The 16,576-nt window shown below is 45.3% G+C and carries 19 protein-coding genes and 1 tRNA gene; 7 read left to right on the top strand and 13 right to left on the bottom strand.

Annotated elements, in window-relative coordinates:
* Window positions 1–54 precede the first annotated feature (54 nt).
* Window positions 55–849, bottom strand: coding sequence for a HEAT repeat domain-containing protein (locus D2V93_RS16925; RefSeq protein ID WP_119620239.1), 795 nt, complete (start codon window positions 847–849; stop codon window positions 55–57).
* On the bottom strand, window positions 846–1,400 hold the full coding sequence (locus tag D2V93_RS16920; RefSeq protein ID WP_119620238.1) for an RNA polymerase sigma factor: 555 nt from the start codon (window positions 1,398–1,400) through the stop codon (window positions 846–848). The genes D2V93_RS16925 and D2V93_RS16920 overlap by 4 nt, the downstream gene beginning before the upstream one ends.
* Window positions 1,401–1,557: 157 nt before the next feature.
* On the opposite strand from D2V93_RS16920, the gene pyrH reads away from it, so the two are divergent.
* The 6 genes from pyrH to D2V93_RS16890 all read left to right on the top strand — a co-directional run bounded on the left by pyrH (window position 1,558) and on the right by D2V93_RS16890 (window position 8,956).
* Window positions 1,558–2,265: a UMP kinase gene (pyrH, locus tag D2V93_RS16915; RefSeq protein ID WP_072878133.1), complete on the top strand. Its 708-nt coding sequence runs from the start codon at window positions 1,558–1,560 to the stop codon at window positions 2,263–2,265.
* A gap of 39 nt (window positions 2,266–2,304) precedes the next feature.
* A complete protein-coding gene (gene frr, locus D2V93_RS16910; RefSeq protein ID WP_072878131.1) occupies window positions 2,305–2,859 on the top strand; it encodes a ribosome recycling factor in 555 nt (184 codons plus the stop codon).
* Between the two features lie 89 nt (window positions 2,860–2,948).
* Window positions 2,949–5,330 carry an efflux RND transporter permease subunit gene (locus tag D2V93_RS16905; RefSeq protein ID WP_119620237.1) on the top strand — a complete coding sequence of 794 codons (2,382 nt, stop codon included), beginning with the start codon at window positions 2,949–2,951 and terminating at the stop codon, window positions 5,328–5,330.
* Between the two features lie 89 nt (window positions 5,331–5,419).
* The gene (gene asnS / locus D2V93_RS16900) at window positions 5,420–6,853 is read left to right on the top strand and encodes an asparagine--tRNA ligase (RefSeq protein ID WP_119620236.1); all 1,434 of its coding nucleotides are present in this window, start codon (window positions 5,420–5,422) and stop codon (window positions 6,851–6,853) included.
* 43 nt (window positions 6,854–6,896) lie between these two features.
* Window positions 6,897–8,354 carry an RNA polymerase factor sigma-54 gene (gene rpoN, locus D2V93_RS16895; RefSeq protein WP_072878125.1) on the top strand — a complete coding sequence of 486 codons (1,458 nt, stop codon included), beginning with the start codon at window positions 6,897–6,899 and terminating at the stop codon, window positions 8,352–8,354.
* Window positions 8,354–8,956 (top strand): hypothetical protein, encoded by a 603-nt coding sequence (locus D2V93_RS16890; RefSeq protein WP_072878123.1) that lies wholly within the window; start codon window positions 8,354–8,356, stop codon window positions 8,954–8,956. The genes rpoN and D2V93_RS16890 overlap by 1 nt, the downstream gene beginning before the upstream one ends.
* Here D2V93_RS16890 and D2V93_RS16885 read toward each other — a convergent pair.
* The 11 genes from D2V93_RS16885 to D2V93_RS16835 form a co-directional block, all read right to left on the bottom strand.
* Window positions 8,951–9,643: a porin family protein gene (locus D2V93_RS16885; RefSeq protein ID WP_119620235.1), complete on the bottom strand. Its 693-nt coding sequence runs from the start codon at window positions 9,641–9,643 to the stop codon at window positions 8,951–8,953. The genes D2V93_RS16890 and D2V93_RS16885 overlap by 6 nt on opposite strands.
* 73 nt (window positions 9,644–9,716) lie before the next feature.
* The gene (locus tag D2V93_RS16880; protein WP_119620234.1) at window positions 9,717–10,196 is read right to left on the bottom strand and encodes an ExbD/TolR family protein; all 480 of its coding nucleotides are present in this window, start codon (window positions 10,194–10,196) and stop codon (window positions 9,717–9,719) included.
* Entirely contained in the window at window positions 10,193–10,825 is a 633-nt protein-coding gene (locus D2V93_RS16875; protein WP_119620233.1) for an ExbD/TolR family protein, read from the bottom strand. The genes D2V93_RS16880 and D2V93_RS16875 overlap by 4 nt, the downstream gene beginning before the upstream one ends.
* 164 nt (window positions 10,826–10,989) lie before the next feature.
* Complete coding sequence (locus tag D2V93_RS16870; protein WP_072878115.1) at window positions 10,990–11,472, bottom strand: ExbD/TolR family protein; 483 nt, start codon at window positions 11,470–11,472, stop codon at window positions 10,990–10,992.
* Window positions 11,473–11,485: 13 nt separating this feature from the next.
* Window positions 11,486–12,091, bottom strand: coding sequence for an ExbD/TolR family protein (locus D2V93_RS16865; protein WP_072878112.1), 606 nt, complete (start codon window positions 12,089–12,091; stop codon window positions 11,486–11,488).
* A gap of 11 nt (window positions 12,092–12,102) precedes the next feature.
* Entirely contained in the window at window positions 12,103–12,540 is a 438-nt protein-coding gene (locus D2V93_RS16860; RefSeq protein ID WP_072878110.1) for a hypothetical protein, read from the bottom strand.
* Window positions 12,541–12,566: 26 nt separating this feature from the next.
* On the bottom strand, window positions 12,567–13,295 hold the full coding sequence (locus D2V93_RS16855; protein ID WP_072878108.1) for a MotA/TolQ/ExbB proton channel family protein: 729 nt from the start codon (window positions 13,293–13,295) through the stop codon (window positions 12,567–12,569).
* Between the two features lie 78 nt (window positions 13,296–13,373).
* A tRNA-Ser gene (locus D2V93_RS16850) sits at window positions 13,374–13,461 on the bottom strand.
* Window positions 13,462–13,527: 66 nt separating this feature from the next.
* Window positions 13,528–14,559 (bottom strand): asparaginase, encoded by a 1,032-nt coding sequence (locus tag D2V93_RS16845; protein WP_119620232.1) that lies wholly within the window; start codon window positions 14,557–14,559, stop codon window positions 13,528–13,530.
* A gap of 3 nt (window positions 14,560–14,562) precedes the next feature.
* Window positions 14,563–15,330: a TatD family hydrolase gene (locus D2V93_RS16840; protein ID WP_119620231.1), complete on the bottom strand. Its 768-nt coding sequence runs from the start codon at window positions 15,328–15,330 to the stop codon at window positions 14,563–14,565.
* A 2-nt stretch (window positions 15,331–15,332) separates the two neighbouring features.
* Window positions 15,333–15,941, bottom strand: a complete 609-nt coding sequence (locus tag D2V93_RS16835) for a nuclear transport factor 2 family protein (RefSeq protein WP_147377427.1) — start codon at window positions 15,939–15,941, stop codon at window positions 15,333–15,335.
* A 127-nt stretch (window positions 15,942–16,068) separates the two neighbouring features.
* On the opposite strand from D2V93_RS16835, the gene D2V93_RS16830 reads away from it, so the two are divergent.
* Window positions 16,069–16,509, top strand: coding sequence for a retropepsin-like aspartic protease family protein (locus tag D2V93_RS16830; RefSeq protein ID WP_119620229.1), 441 nt, complete (start codon window positions 16,069–16,071; stop codon window positions 16,507–16,509).
* Window positions 16,510–16,576 lie beyond the last annotated feature (67 nt).

The following is a 16,576-nucleotide window of genomic DNA, read 5'->3' as shown; positions in this document are numbered from 1 at the left end:
AAATTAGACTGTTCGTAATTTGATTTGTGCCCAAAGGGCAGATTGATAAATAAACTATATGATGGATTCAATACTCCTTTCTATTCGTTTTTTGACCGTGGTATCCAACTGTTTTTGCTTCAACAACTGCTTGAAGGGTTCTATGGATGCTTTTTCTTGAAGGGCCACCATCAAATTGGCCAAGGTTATCTGCAAAATGGGTGACTCCTGGTTCGGGATGGATTGTACCAACCCTTGTCTAACCTCAGGTTTGTCCACATAATTGGTCAAGGATTCTATGGCTGCCAACCTCACATTAACGTTGGGGTCACTATTGAGTGTTTTTAAAAGTGCCTTGATTACAATATCGTCTGCATTCTCAAACTTATTGGCTTCACTCACTCCTTGCAATCGTTGGTTGGCCGAAGGCTGGTCCAATAGGGTCAGTACCAACTTTTGGCGTACCTCTTCGGTTTCGTTGTTGGCAGCAATGGTTTGTGTTGGAATTGTTTCCACATCGGGCCTTAAAAAATACCCTACCCCCAATCCGAACAAGAGCAGAAAAATACCGATGACCCACTGTGGCCTAAAAATCCCGGAAAGCATTGATACAACGTTTTGTTTGGGTGCCTTTCCTTGCTCCCTTTCCATTTCGGAGGATAGCATGCCAAAAAAAGCCTTGTCCATTTTCTCCGAAGGTTCGGGAGTTTGCATAGTTTGCAACAGTTCCCAAGCTTTCAACAATTCATCGTACTTTTCACGATACTCCATACGCTCATCCAGAAATGCCTCAAACCCCTTCGCCTCTTTTTCAGAAAGGTTTCCGGACATATAGTCCATCGCCCATATTTCAAACTTTTCGTCCATCATCTTGTTTCCAGTTGTAAAAAAATCGTTTTCAAATCTTTCAATGCCCGGTGAACCCTCACTTTGGCAGCTCCTTCACTGCAGCCCAAAATGTCACCGATTTCTTGGAACTTCAATTCCCTGTACTTACTCAAAAGCAGTATCTCCTTTTTCTCTGCCGGAAGAAGACCCAGTGCCTTTTTCAACAAATGGGCATCCCCTTGCAGATCCATTGCCTCATTCAAATAATCCCCGGTTCCCTTATCCACTTGTTCCGGCGATACATTCCGGGAGACACTTTCATGCGAAACCTTCTTATAATGATCATAATTCACGTTGCGGGCCATACTGAACATCCATGCCGTAAAAGGACCTTCACCCGTGAAGGAATTTCGGTACTTCAAGATCCTCACGAACACATTTTGCACTAGATCTTCGCTGATTGAAGGGTTATTGCCCATATTATAGAAAAACCCAAAGAGCTTTTTCTTATGCCGTTCATAGAGCAGGCCCAACTTGTCCAAGTCGCCACTTTTCACTTTCAGCATCAATACATTGTCGGTCAGTGTTTGCAATGAATTGTTTTTTGGTTGTTGTAGGATATACCGTTGTTTTTGAAAAAGGTTACAGAATGTATGGATTTTTATCCGATCGTATCCTAGGTGTTCCCATTTTCACCGATTTGCCATAATTTTTTTTGATTATTTTTGTCCGAACTTCAAGAAACCTTTGATGCATTACAAGAGAATTTTATTAAAACTGAGTGGGGAGGCCTTGATGGGCAAAAAACAATACGGAATCGACGGAGACCGTTTGTCCGAATATGCAGATGAGATCAAGACCGTCGTGGATAAGGGCATTGAAGTGGCCATCGTCATCGGCGGTGGTAACATTTTTAGGGGCCTTGCCGGTGCCAGCCAAGGAATGGACCGCGTGCAGGGCGACCACATGGGTATGTTGGCCACCGTGATCAATGGATTGGCCCTACAGAGCGCCTTGGAACTCAAAGGCATCCAGACCCGTTTGCAATCGGCCATCAAGATCAATGAAGTGGCCGAACCCTTTATCCGCAGAAGGGCCATTCGCCATTTGGAAAAAGGAAGGGTCGTGATTTTCGGGGGTGGAACCGGAAATCCATATTTCACCACAGATTCGGCTGCTGTACTAAGGGCCATCGAGATCAATGCGGACGTCATCCTCAAGGGAACACGTGTTGACGGCATCTACACCTCCGATCCCGAAAAAGATAAAAATGCCACCAAATTTGACTCCCTTTCTTTCCAAGAGGTACTTTCAAAAGGGTTGAAGGTGATGGACACCACCGCCTTTACCCTAAGTCAGGAAAACGAACTGCCCATCGTGGTCTTCGATATGAACACCAAGGGCAATTTGATGAAGATTGTATCGGGAGAGAACATTGGAACGGTGGTCAACGTTTAAATGGTCACATTTTTGATATTGTTATAAAAATTTAAGAGCATGGACGAAGAAGTAAAATTTGTACTTGATAGCGCTAAAGAGAGCATGGATGCCAGTATTTCCCACTTGGAAAAGGCCTTTATTAAAATCCGTGCCGGAAAGGCCAGTCCCGTGATGCTATCTTCCGTAATGGTGGACTATTACGGCTCCCAGACCCCTCTATCGCAGGTGTCAAACATCAACACGCCCGATGCCAGAACCATTTCGGTGCAGCCTTGGGAAAAGAACCTTATCGGGGAAATAGAAAATGCCATCATGAACGCAAATCTCGGTTTTAACCCGATGAACAATGGAGAAATGGTCATCATCAATGTGCCACCATTGACCGAGGAGCGCAGGAAACAATTGGTGAAGCAAGCAAAAGCCGAGGCAGAAGACGCCAAAGTAAGCATCCGAAGCGCCAGACAGGAAGCCAACAAAGAGCTCAAGGCCCTAGAAATCTCCGAAGACCTGCTAAAGAACGCTGAAGTGGACGTCCAGGAACTCACCGACTCCTACAGCAAAAAAGTGGACTCCATCCTCTCCGTGAAGGAAGCGGAAATCATGAAAGTCTAAAACTTTATCCTTGATCGGCTGCTTTCTTAGGAACACAGCCGATCATTTTTTACCTTTGCGCCCAACAAAACCGAAATGGCAGCAAGCTCATGAAAGGATTTTGGCCCAAGGTCTCCCGAATCATACTCCGCAATAGGATACTCATCCTTTTAGGGATTGTAGGCTTTACCGTTTTTTTGGCACTGCAGTGGAAGAACATCCGGTTTTCCAACACAGAATCCAACATCCTTCCCGATGACCATCCGGCCACCATACAGTACCGCTCTTTTACCAAAATATTCGGGGAAGAGGGCAATGCCATCGTCTTGGCCATAAGGGACACCGCTCTTTTCACACCCAAAAACTTCAATCGGTGGAACAAACTGAGCAAACAATTGGAGGCATTTCCCGAGATAGACTTTGTCGTGTCCTTGGAAAACCTACGGGTGCTGGTCAAGGACAATGACGAGCAGGTCTTTGTGATGGAACCTTTCCTAAAGAAAAAACCCAGTAGCAAGGCTGAAATCGATTCGCTGAAGAACCATTTGTTCACCGAACTCCCTTTCTACGATAACCTGGTCTATAACCCCAAAAGTGGGACCATACAGACCATCGCCTATCTGGACAAGGACATTATGGACACTCCGGTCAGGAACGAATTTATCCTGAATGACTTGGACGATCTCGTCAAAAGTTTTGAGGAGGAGACCCAGATGGATGTCCGTGTTTCGGGAATGCCCTACATCCGAACCTGGAACACCAAGTCCATCGTGGACGAAATCGGAATCTTTATCGTGGCCGCCCTATTGGTCACTTCCATTATCTTTTTCTTTTTCTTCAGAAGTTTCAGGGCCACTTTCATATCCATGTTCGTGGTCATCATCGGAGTCATGTGGGCCTTCGGTATCCTCGGACTCCTGAAATATGAAATGACGATCCTAACGGCATTGATTCCCCCTCTGATCATTGTAATAGGCATCCCCAACTGTATTTTCCTCATCAACAAATACCAACAAGAAGTAAACAAACACGGCAACCAGGCCCTTTCCCTACAGCGGGTCATCTCCAAGATCGGGAACGCCACCTTGATGACGAACATCACCACGGCGTCGGGTTTTGCCACTTTTATCATTTTGGACAGTGACCTTTTGAGGGAGTTTGGCATTGTGGCCTCCATCAACATTGTGGGGATTTTTATCCTTTCCCTGTTGATTATTCCCATCATATACAGCTTTATGCCGCTTCCAAAGACCAAACATTTGAAGCACCTGAACAAGAAATGGATGGACTTCTTCGTGAACTGGATGGAGCGGATGGTCCGGGACCACAGGATTGCCGTATACATAACCACGGTAGCCGTTCTGGTGCTCAGCATTGTCGGCATTTACCAAATGAGAATTACCGGGAGCCGAATCGAGGACCTTCCCAAGAACACCCATTTTTACAATGACATCCAATTTTTTGAACAGGAATTTGACGGGATCATGCCCATGGAGATCGTGGTGGACTCCAAACGTAAAAATGGCATTATAAAACCGGCCACCCTCAAACGGATGGACCAATTGGGTTCGGTCATCAATGAGATTCCTGAACTCTCCAGACCCATTTCGGTGGTCGATCTGATCAAATATTCCAAGCAGGCCTTTTACAACGGCATTCCAAAATATTACCAGTTGCCCACCAACCAGGAGAACACCTTCATTATGGACGTGGCACGGAAATCATCTTCCGAGGGCAACCTTTTGCAGAGCTTTGTGGACAGTACCGGCCAGACCGCACGCCTGACCACCTACATGCAGGATGTCAAGATCGACCGCATGGAGGAAATCGAAAAAACAATGCAGCAGTCCATTACGAAATTTTTTCCGGACAATCGGTATAATGTGTTCATGACCGGAAAGGCATTGTTGTTCCTAAAAGGAACCAAATACCTGGTCAAGAACCTGTTGCTGTCATTGGCCCTCGCCATTGGGCTGATCTCCCTTTTTATGGCCTATCTGTTCCGTTCGTTCCGAATGGTCGTCATCTCATTGGTGCCCAACCTTTTGCCGTTGGTCATCACAGCGGGTCTCATGGGATATCTGGGCGTTCCCATAAAACCATCCACCATCTTGGTATTCAGCATCGCCTTTGGTATTTCTGTGGACGACACTATCCATTTTCTGGCAAAATATCGGCAGGAACTGGCCGCCAACCGTTGGCAAATCAAAAAATCGGTGTATGCTGCCCTGCGGGAGACCGGGGTGAGCATGTTCTACACCTCCATCGTCCTCTTTTTCGGGTTTTCGGTCTTCATCATCTCCAGTTTTGGGGGCACCAAGGCCTTGGGGGGACTGGTATCGGCCACACTGCTGTTCGCCATGTTGTCCAATTTGATCCTGCTACCCTCCCTGCTTCTTTCCCTGGAAAGAAACATCGCCAACAAACAGGTACTCAAAAAGCCACAGATCGATATTTTGCCCCAGGACGAGGACAACGGTAAGGAGAAATAGTGCCAGAAACGGCTATAAATTAAGCCGCTTCATGCCCTCATTTTTCATCAAAAACCTATCTTTACCGACTAAATTACGATAGCCTTACAATGAAGTCTTATTCCATAAAAGAATTGCTGAAGAAGCAACCCGTAGGAGATTCCGTTGAAGTAAATGGATGGGTAAAAACATTTAGGAGCAACCGATTTATTGCCTTAAACGATGGCTCTACCATACACAACCTGCAGTGTGTTGTGGATTTTGAAAGTGCGGACGAAGCATTGCTCAAGCAAGTGACCACTGGGGCCGCCCTGAAAATTTCAGGGACTTTGGTGGAAAGCCAAGGAAAGGGACAGACCGTGGAGATCCAGGCCACTGCCATTTTTGTGCATGGCACCGCAGACCCCGAGACCTATCCCATACAGCCCAAGAAACACTCTTTGGAGTTTTTGAGGGAGAAGGCCCACTTGAGGGTGCGTACCAATACCTTTTCCGCCGTGATGCGGGTCCGCTCTGCGCTGTCTTTTGCCATACACAGCTATTTCCAACAAAATGGCTTTTACTATATGCATGCCCCCATCATCACCGGGTCTGACGCCGAAGGTGCCGGGGAAATGTTCCGGGTCTCCACTTTGGACGCGAAAAAACCGCCTGTGGATGAAAACGGGGAAGTGGATTTTGGTGAGGACTTCTTCGGAAAAGAGACCAACCTGACCGTCTCCGGGCAATTGGAGGCCGAAACCTATGCCATGGCACTAGGGAAAGTGTATACGTTCGGCCCTACCTTCAGGGCAGAAAACTCCAACACCTCTAGACACCTGGCCGAGTTTTGGATGATAGAACCTGAAGTGGCCTTCAACGATCTGGATGCCAACATGGACCTGGCCGAAGATTTCATCAAATGGATCATCCAATATGTTTTGGACCACTGCAAGGACGACCTCGAATTTCTAGAAGGCCGACTTTCCGATGAGGAAAAGACCAAACCACAGAACGAACGTTCGGAAATGACCTTGCTGGAAAAGCTCAAATTTGTGGTGGAAAACAACTTCAAACGGGTTTCCTATACCGAGGCCATCGATATTTTAAGGAACAGTAACCCTAATAAGAAGAAAAAATTCCAGTACCTTATTGACGAGTGGGGTGCCGACCTTCAAAGTGAGCACGAGCGCTATTTGGTGGAAAAACACTTTAAATGCCCTGTGATTCTCTTCGATTACCCAGCCAATATCAAAGCGTTCTATATGCGTTTGAACGAGGATGGCAAGACCGTGCGTGCCATGGACGTACTTTTCCCCGGCATTGGCGAAATCGTGGGAGGTTCCCAAAGGGAAGAGCGATTGGACGTACTCCAGCAGAAGATCAAGGCTCTAGGTATTGATGATAAGGAGCTTTGGTGGTATTTGGACCTTCGACGTTTTGGTACGGCGGTACACAGCGGTTTCGGCCTTGGCTTTGAACGCATGGTACAGTTTGTCACCGGAATGGGGAACATCAGGGACGTGATCCCCTACCCCAGAACGCCCCAGAATGCGGAGTTCTAAATTGAATTTATAACTTTGGAAGGACGATTGTAAACCAATCTCTATGCTGAAACAACATCTACAATTTAAGCTTTCCCAGAAACTGTCCCCACAGCAGATTCAGCTGATGAAGCTCATCCAATTGCCCACACAGGCATTTGAGCAACGGCTGAAGCAAGAACTGGAGGAGAACCCTGCCCTTGAAAGTGGGAAAGAGGAAAGTGACATTGTGGACGATGTTTATGAGGATACCTATGACGACAGTTCGGACAGTGAGACCATCGATACCGAAGAAATCAACATCGATGACTACCTGAGTGACGATGAGATTCCCGATTACAGAACGCAGGCCAACAATTACAGTGCCGACGATGAGGAAAAAAGCGTGCCCTATGCCGCAGGAATTTCCTTCAACCAATATTTGATCAACCAGCTGAACACCGCCTATCTGGACGATGAGGAATGGGCCATTGCCGAGTTCTTGGTGGGCAGCGTGGATGAGAGCGGCTACATACGACGGCCCCTTCCGGATATCATGGACGATCTTGCCTTTACGCAGAACATCTATGTTGATGAGGGCAAGATAGAGTCCGTATTGAAAATTGTCCAAGACCTAGATCCGCCAGGTGTCGCCGCACGATCATTGGACGAATGTCTTATCCTTCAATTGAAACGAAAAGAGCGAAAACCTTCCGTGGAACTGGCCATCAACATCCTAGAAAAATCCTTTGACCAGTTCACCAAAAAGCACTACGCTAAACTGGCCCAGAAGCACCATATCAGTGAGGAGCAGTTGAAGGATGCCATTGCCGAGATAGAAAAATTGAACCCCAAACCAGGTGGTTCGTATTCGGGCAGTACCCGGATCATCGAACACATTGTCCCCGATTTTTCCATCAGAATCGTGGACGGGGAACTGGAACTTACGCTCAATGGCCGGAACGCCCCTGAACTGCATGTTTCCAAAGAGTACAGCAATATGCTCGAAGGCTATAAGAACGCAAAGGAAAAGAGCAAATCCCAGAAGGATACCGTACTGTTCATCAAACAGAAATTGGATGCAGCCAAATGGTTCATCGATGCCATCAAACAACGGCAACAAACCCTGTACGTGACCATGAGCACCATCATGGACTACCAAGAGGAATATTTCCTGACCGGTGATGAGCGAAAACTGCGCCCCATGATCTTAAAGGACATTGCGGACAAAATCGATATGGATGTGTCTACGGTGTCGCGCGTGGCCAACAGCAAATATGTGGACACTCCTTATGGCACCAAACTCATCAAGGATTTTTTCTCCGAGGCCATGAAGAACGAACAGGGAGAGGACGTATCCACCAAAGAGATCAAGAAGATATTGGAGACCGTGATCGGGGACGAACAGAAAAAGAAGCCGTTGACGGATGATAAATTGGCCAAGATCCTCAAGGAACGGGGCTATCCCATTGCAAGGCGTACTGTTGCCAAATACAGGGAACAACTGGGCATTCCGGTAGCCAGGCTAAGAAAGCAGATCTGATGCGCCATTTCTATAACATCATCTCGTACATCTTTCACCCGTTGTTCATTCCCATTGGGGGCACTATTCTATATTTTTTTGTGGCCCCGTACAGTACCTTGGAGATGCAAAGCGGGAACATTGTCCCTATTTTCATCCTTACGGTCATCATCCCCATCATCTTTTTTTTGATCTTGAAAAATTTAGGAGTGATCAGTTCCATTTTCCTACCTACCATACAGGAACGAAAATACCCGCTCTATATCAGCTGTATCATATTTTTGATGATCCTATACAAGGTAATCCCCAATAATTACGTACACGAGCTCTTTTACTTTTTTACAGGGCTTTTGACGGCCACTGGGACGGCGCTCCTTTTGCTTTTCATCAAATTCAAGACCAGTATGCACCTTTTGGGCATGGGCAGTATACTTATGTTCATGATCGGGCTGAGCATCCATTTCGAGACCAACATTACCTTGGCCATCAGTTTTTTCACTTTGCTCACCGGACTTGTAGCCACCTCGAGACTCTATCTTAAATCACACAACCGGAACGAACTGTTGATTGGCTTTCTTATCGGGTGCTGTTCCCAATTGATCATTCTGAAGTATTGGCTATAGGATGTAGAAAATAACCCCTATCCGAAGTACCTTAAAGTCTATGGGTTCTCCAGATTGCAGGTCGGTTCCATTTTTCAATATCGGATTAAGGCCATAATAGGCATGGACGTTCCAGGTGTTGTACCCAAAATTGAGGATGAGGCCATACTGGAGCTGCTCGATGTCCTTATTGTTGAACCCTTCACTCCCATCCTCCATGACCAACCGTGACCTCCCTGAAAAAACATAGCCCAACTTGGCCCCTGCATAGATGCGCCAGAACTTGTATTCCTCTGCCGTGGATGTTCGCCATCTCAGCTCCAACGGTATTTCAATGGCGTGCGTCTCCAACTTGTTGCGCTTGAACTCAGATTCATCCATGACTTCATAGAGCACATCATTGCCTTGATCCGTAGCGATCACATTGGAGTAATACGAGTTGACCGCATAGCCCACACCAAGCCCCACACCAAAATTTCTTCTGGGATTGAGGGGGATGTCCTTGATAAAGCCCGCTTGTAGGTTATAGGAGAGACTCCGTTGCACGACCCCTGAAGGTTTGCCCATCAGCACATTATACCCTAGGCCAATATAGAACTGGTCTTCAAGATAGTGTGAATCCACTTGGACAGAATCCTTGGGTTGCTCTTGTGCGACTCCCAAGTAGAAGATCAGCACAAATGATATGAAAATATGGTAACGGCTCATCACAAAATACTCCTAAACTAAAAAACAATCCAAATTAAGCATTTGGATTGTTTTTTAAGGCTAGGTTTTAAACTTAAAACCCCATATTGGGATCATTGCTTTGGTAAGTGGTATAGTTCACTTTCAACAAGTGGGCTTTTTGCAGCTCCTTTTTGATATCGGAGACCACACCTACTTTGACACTCTTATCCACTTTCATGGAGACCGTCACAAAATTCCGGACAGCTTCCGGTTTCTTGGCAAGTTCACCCAAAACATAAGGGACAATGTCATTTAAATGTGCTATGCGATCGTTCAATTGGATCCTTGTACCTGTCCCCAATGCTTTTTCCATGTTTCTCTTGGGCGTGCCCACATAAATCTCTATAATCCTATCCTTTTTATCCAATTTATTGACCGCAGTGGCCTTGGGCAAATCATTTTCGACCAAAAGCTCACTGTTGTTTATTGTAGTGACCGTCATGAAAAAGAACAAGAGCATGAATACGATATCGGGCAATGAGGCAGTTGAAATAACAGGTCCCGATCTTTGGTGATTTCTTGATATGCTCATTGTGATATCTTTTGCGATTGAACGTTCAATTCCGCCTCGGTAATGTTCATGGGAAACATTTCCCGTATGCGCTCAACATTGATCTTAAGAGCCGCCTTTTCAGCCGGTTTGGTTTCTGCTGCATAAAACTTATCCTCCATTGCAGCGAAATCCTGTCCATAAAGACGTTGGGCCTCCCTATTCCGCAATTCACGGTAAGCTTGGGCCAATTGGTCTTGGATCGTGACATACGTGCCATAAGAGGCATCCCTATCACTACTGAATGAAATGATGGCCTTTTGGGGATTGTCCGAGGATTTGGGATCGCGTGCCCCTTTGCAGTAATCACAAAATATTTGGTTTTCAGTTGCTCCACCATTGTCCAAAAAAGCAATGGCCTGCTGCTTTAACCGATCAATGTTCAGAACGCGGTCCTCAACGAACAACTCATCGTTTTTGTTCAGGCTTATTCTGAGCACATTGCGTTCATTCACATCGATGTGATTGATGACATCATCGGAGGGCAGTTTTCGGTCAAGGCCCACATCGGTTTGGATGGTAGTGGTGACCAAGAAAAAGATCAATAACAAGAATGCAATGTCCGCCATGGAACCTGCATGCACCTCTGGGTTTTCTCTAGTTCTTCTCATGATTAAAGAGTTTGATTGGATTAACAATTGGCTTTGATTCTCATTAGCAAAGAGTTACAATAATCATTCCAAAAAGATGATGAGAAGTAGATGGGATGAGTGGAAATAAAAAAACGCTCCAGATTAAAAATCTGGAGCGTTTCCCACTAAATCTAAGCTATTGCCTACTGTAGGTTGTTAAAGGCGTCTCCCTCATAGGTGGTATAATTCACCTTAAGGGCATTTACCTTTCTCAATTCCTGTTTGATGTCGGTGATAAGACCCATATTGGCATTCTTATCAACTTTCAATGCAGTAGTCAATACATTTTGAAGTTCTTGGGGCTTTTTTGCCCTTTCTGCCAAAATGAACGTACCTACTTCGTCCACATTGGCGAATTTGTCGTTCAATTGGATTTTTGGCTCCGTCCCAAAAACTTTTTGATATTCCTGTGTGGGCTTCCCTACATAAATGTAGATGACCCTGTCCTTCTTCTCCAACTTCTTGATCTCGGTTGCATTCGGAAGGGTATTTTCAACCAATAGCGAACTGTCCTTCATTGTGGTCACCGTCATGAAAAAGAACAGCAACATGAATACGATATCTGGCAATGAAGCAGTTGATACCGCTGGCAGGTCACCTTCTTTCTTTTTTGCAAATTTTGCCATGTCAATCTAAGTTTTAGTTGGTTGATGTTTCTGCCTCGGACAACTTTTGTGGAAACATATCCTGGATTCGCTTCACTTTGTCCTTGAGATCGTCCCTAACACTGGAAGGAGTCTCTGGGTTCAAATATTCCGCCTCCATATCAGTAAAGTCCCTTTGGTACAACCTTTGTGCCTCGCGGTTACGCAGGTCATTGTACGCCCCTACCAATTCGTTCTGAACGGTAATGTAGGTACTGTACTTGGTCTCACGGTCATTCTTCAGTGAAATGATCGCCTTGGTAGGGTTGTCAGATGAAGCTTGATCTTTTTTGCCCTTGCAATAGTTACAAGATCCATCTGCATTGTTTTCAAGGAATCCAATAGCTGCTGACCTCAAATTTTTAAGGTTCATCAGTTCATCCTCGACCAAAAGCTGGCCATTTTTGTTGATGTTCACCGTAAAGATGTTCTTCTGTCTGATTATGACGTCCTCTTCTGGCGGTTCAATGGGCGGCAACATACGGTCCAATCCTGCATCGGTTTCTATGGTGGTGGTCACCAAGAAAAAGATAAGCAAGAGGAACGCGATATCCGCCATGGAACCGGCATTTACTTCCGGTGCTCCTTTTCTTCTAGGCATAATTCAAACTTTTACTTTACAAACATTTTTTTCAAGCCTGGAAAGACCATCAGAACTACCGCTACAACGGTAAGGATGAAGAATACGTTCAATCCCATTCCAATGTTCTTCACAGTTCCTTCAGTAGTCTCGATGCCCCTTCTTGACATTTCCTCAACAACAGGTGCGTTGTTGGAAGAAAGTCCATAGGACACGGCTACCACGATAGCCAATCCACCAATCCCGAAAAGGGCTTTTTTGAGACTCCCTGGAGTGGAGAGCAGCTTTGTCAATCCAAAGAACACTGATGCCACAACCGCTATCGCAAGCAAGATGTACATGATGATGAACATAAAGTTCATCGCCCCACTGCTGATTGCATTCGGGTCTTCTGCCGATGGCAATGAGAACCATAGTACGGCCGAAATCAATCCGATTACAATGAGTGCTATTTTTATTAATTTATTCATGATTCCCGATAGATTTTGATTCGTACTTATTTCTTGTGAGCAGCCAACATGTCAATTAGGGCGATGGAGGCGTCTTCCATGTCATTTACGATACTATCGATCTTTGCAATGATATAGTTATAGAAAATTTGAAGGATGATGGCCACGATCAAACCAAATACCGTTGTCAACAACGCCACCTGGATATCACCAGCGATCAATGAAGCACTCAAGTTACCTACTGCAGCAATTTTCTGGAAGGCCTGGATCATACCGATTACCGTACCCATGAACCCAAGCATCGGTGCAATAGCGATGAAGAGAGACAACCAAGAAACGTTTTTCTCCAACTGGCCCATTTGTACACCTCCGTAGGCAACAACTGCTTTTTCAGCAGATTCCAATCCTTCACCTGACCTGTCCAATCCTTGGTAGAAGATGGAGGCAACAGGTCCTTTGGTGTTCCTGCATACTTCTTTTGCAGCTTCGACACCACCGGAAGCCAAGGCATCCTCTACTTTTTGTTTCAATTTGGCCGTATTGGTAGTTGCCAAGTTCAGATAAATAATTCTTTCAATCGCAACTGCCAACCCCAAGATCAAACAAAGAAGTACGATCCCCATGAAGGCAGGGCCTCCTTGGATGAACTGTTCTTTCAATACCTGGGTGAAACCTTTGCTGGCTTCAGCTTCTTCTTGCAACATTGCTGCAGATGCAGTTGTAGTTCCCATCACAAACATTCCGGCAGCAGCCAGAGTAAAGGATATTTTTTTCATTTTACTTAAAACTTAAATTTAGTTAGTTAATAATGTTAAAGATATAAAATTTTTACAATTGAAAACTAAAATACCTTGCAGAGAGGAAGGGATTCGAACCCTCGATGCACTTTTGGTGCATACACACTTTCCAGGCGTGCGCCTTCGACCACTCGGCCACCTCTCTATTCTTTCATTTAGGCCGACCAATAAACGAAAAAATAATCAGTTATAGAAATTTGATGCGTTAATTTTACACCATTTCACCACGGAGCGGTGTCTCGAAAATTGTCTTGAACAACTTGTCGGGAACCCCAGTACCTAAAAGGTACATGGCCTTGGTTATGGCCGCCTCCGTTGTAATGTCCTTTCCATTAATCAGTTGCATTTCCTTTAACCTTTCACTGGTCTCATAGTGCCCCATGGAGACGCTGCCTCCTGAGCACTGGGTAACGTTAATTATATGTAATCCATTTTTAACAGCTCTTTTTAATTCCTCCAAAAACCAATCGTCCATTGGGGCATTTCCAGCGCCATAGGTTTCCATGACCAAGGCCTTCAAATCGGGAATGTTCAATAGGGCATGGAGCACATTTTGGTTCAATCCCGGAAATAATTTGAGTACGGCCACCCTGTTGTCCATCTCTTTGTGGACGGTCAGTGTCTTGTTCTTGATCGGCCTTTTGATCAAATGGGTATGGTGCACCTTCAGATGGACTCCAGATTCCACCAAAGGTGGATGGTTGAGCGATGCAAAGGCCTCAAAATGCTCCGCATTGATCTTGGTGGTACGGTTGCCCCGATAGAGCTTGTATTCAAAATAAAGCCCCACCTCCTGCACCACTGGTTTTCCCTTTTCCTGAAGGGCGGCGATCTCTATGGAGGTAATCAAGTTTTCCTTGGCATCTGTCCGCAGGTCCCCAATGGGCAATTGGGATCCTGTAAAAATGACCGGTTTGTCCAGATGCTCCAGCATAAAACTGAGTGCCGAAGCCGAATAGCTCATGGTATCGCTCCCGTGCAGCACCACAAACCCGTCGTTCTCCGCATAATGTTCCTCAATGATGGAAGCGATCATGGCCCAGTATCCAGGGTTCATGTTGGAGGAATCTATGGGTTTTTCAAAGGAAACACCCTTTAGGGTGCAGTCCAACTGGTCCAACTCCGGGATGCTCTTGATGAGCTCCTCAAAGTTGAAGGCCTTCAGGGCCCCGGTCTGGTAATCCTTCACCATCCCAATGGTGCCCCCGGTATAGATAAGTAGTATGTTGGTCCTTTTTTGCATAGGTCAGATCCCGAATATGTCTTTGGAGTTTGCCGTGGTGATTGCTGCGATTTCTTCTTCCGGTATACCATATAGGGAAGAAAGCTTCTCCAATACCTTAATTATATAAGCACTCTCATTACGCTTTCCTCTATAGGGGACCGGGGCCAAATAGGGCGAATCGGTCTCCAGCACAATGTGTTTCAGGTCGATTTGGTCCAAAAACTGGTCAATCTTACCATTTTTGAACGTGGCCACTCCTCCAATGCCCAACTTCATATTATAGGAAATGGCTTTGTGGGCCTGCTCCAGAGTTCCGGTAAAGCAATGAAAAATCCCGAAGAGATCTTCCGTCTTTTCCTGTTCCAGGATTTCAAAGATTTCATCGAACGAATCCCGTCCGTGGATCACGATGGGCAATTGGTGTTTTTTGGCCAATCGGATTTGGTAAACGAAAGCCTCTTGTTGTTCTTTCAAAAATGTCTTGTCCCAATACAAGTCGATGCCTATCTCCCCCACCGCATAGAACTTTCGTTTGGACAGCCATTCTTCCACCAAGGCCAGCTCCTCCTTATAATTCTCTTTTACATGAGTCGGGTGCAGCCCCATCATCAAAAACACATTTTGGGGATAATTAGACTCCAGATCCAACATGGATTGGGTGTAAGTGGAATCGATGGCGGGGATAAAAAAACGCTCCACCCCGGCATCCAAGGCACGTTGCATCATTTCGCCACGGTCGTCAACAAATGCTTCACTATATAAATGGGTATGGGTGTCGGTGATAATCATCTTTAATTGATTACGCCTTGCACAGGTATGGAATCCTGCCTGTTCTTATATAAGGCCATTGCTTTCAAATAATTTAGGGCACCTTGCTTCGTCTGATCATAAATAAAGCCATTTAATTCAGGGTGATGATTCTCAATCCATGCCATCAAATCTGCCCGTTTGGCGCTCCATAAGGAATCGTTGAAAACAACATATTCAACAATATCGATGCTTTGGATGGCATCTCCATCAAACTTCACCACCTCTTGGGTAATGATAGGTTCCTCATTTAAGAAAAGGATTCGTTCACACTGCTTAGATACTTTCATGCGAACCTCATTTCCTTCACTTTTTACATCCAAGATTTCATATTTAGGGTGAAAAGTAGAATCCCATTGAAACAGCGAATGGTATCCTTCCTTCGAAAATGCACTTACGTAGTCCATTTCCTTTAGCCTAATGCTATCCCGGAACAATCCAGCCACCTTATCATAATCCGATGCATTCAAAGCATCGATATAGTCATTCACAATCTTCACTTTGTCAATTTCCTTGTTTTTCTGTTGACAGGACATTGCCATAAGTACGCAAAGAGTGAAAATAGCAAGCTTCTTAAAACCGAAATCTATCATACCACAAAAATAGGTTTATCTTAGTTGTCCCAAAATTTTGTTTCTGGATTATATATAAAAGATGCTTCGACAGAGTTTATCTTGAGCGAAGTCGAAAGGCTCAGCATGACATCATTCAATCAACACTATGGCATCACTCAAAAAATTCCTCAAGTCCAAAGCATATATCCGCATACCACTGGTATTCACGGAGACCAACCATTTTGAAATCGTGGCCAAGATCAATGGGGTTTCGGGCAAGTTCATTTTGGACACCGGAGCCTCCAACACCTGTGTGGGCATGGATAAAATCGATTTTTTTCAAATGGCCTCCGAAGCTACCGACATCAAGGCGGCCGGAGCAGGTGCCACAGAAATGGAAACCCTTATTTCTTCCAAAAACAAGATCCAGTTAGGAGACTGGAAAAAAGGAAAACTGAAAATTGTGCTCTTCGACCTTGTACACGTAAACCAGGCCCTGGTCTCGCACAAGGCACTCCCCGTGGATGGCATCATCGGGGCCGATGTACTGAAAAAGGGCAAGGCCGTCATCGACTATAATAAAAAATGCCTCTACTTAAAAAAGTAAAGGCATTTATTTTATACCTCTTGAGCTCACTTCGACTTCGCTCAGTGACCTTGTTCGAGGCAACAAT

The sequence above is a fragment of the Flagellimonas taeanensis genome (genome assembly GCF_003584105.1).
Classification (GTDB): domain Bacteria; phylum Bacteroidota; class Bacteroidia; order Flavobacteriales; family Flavobacteriaceae; genus Flagellimonas; species Flagellimonas taeanensis.
Note: the sequence above shows the minus strand (reverse complement) of the source record. Positions and strands in the feature narration are given on the sequence as shown.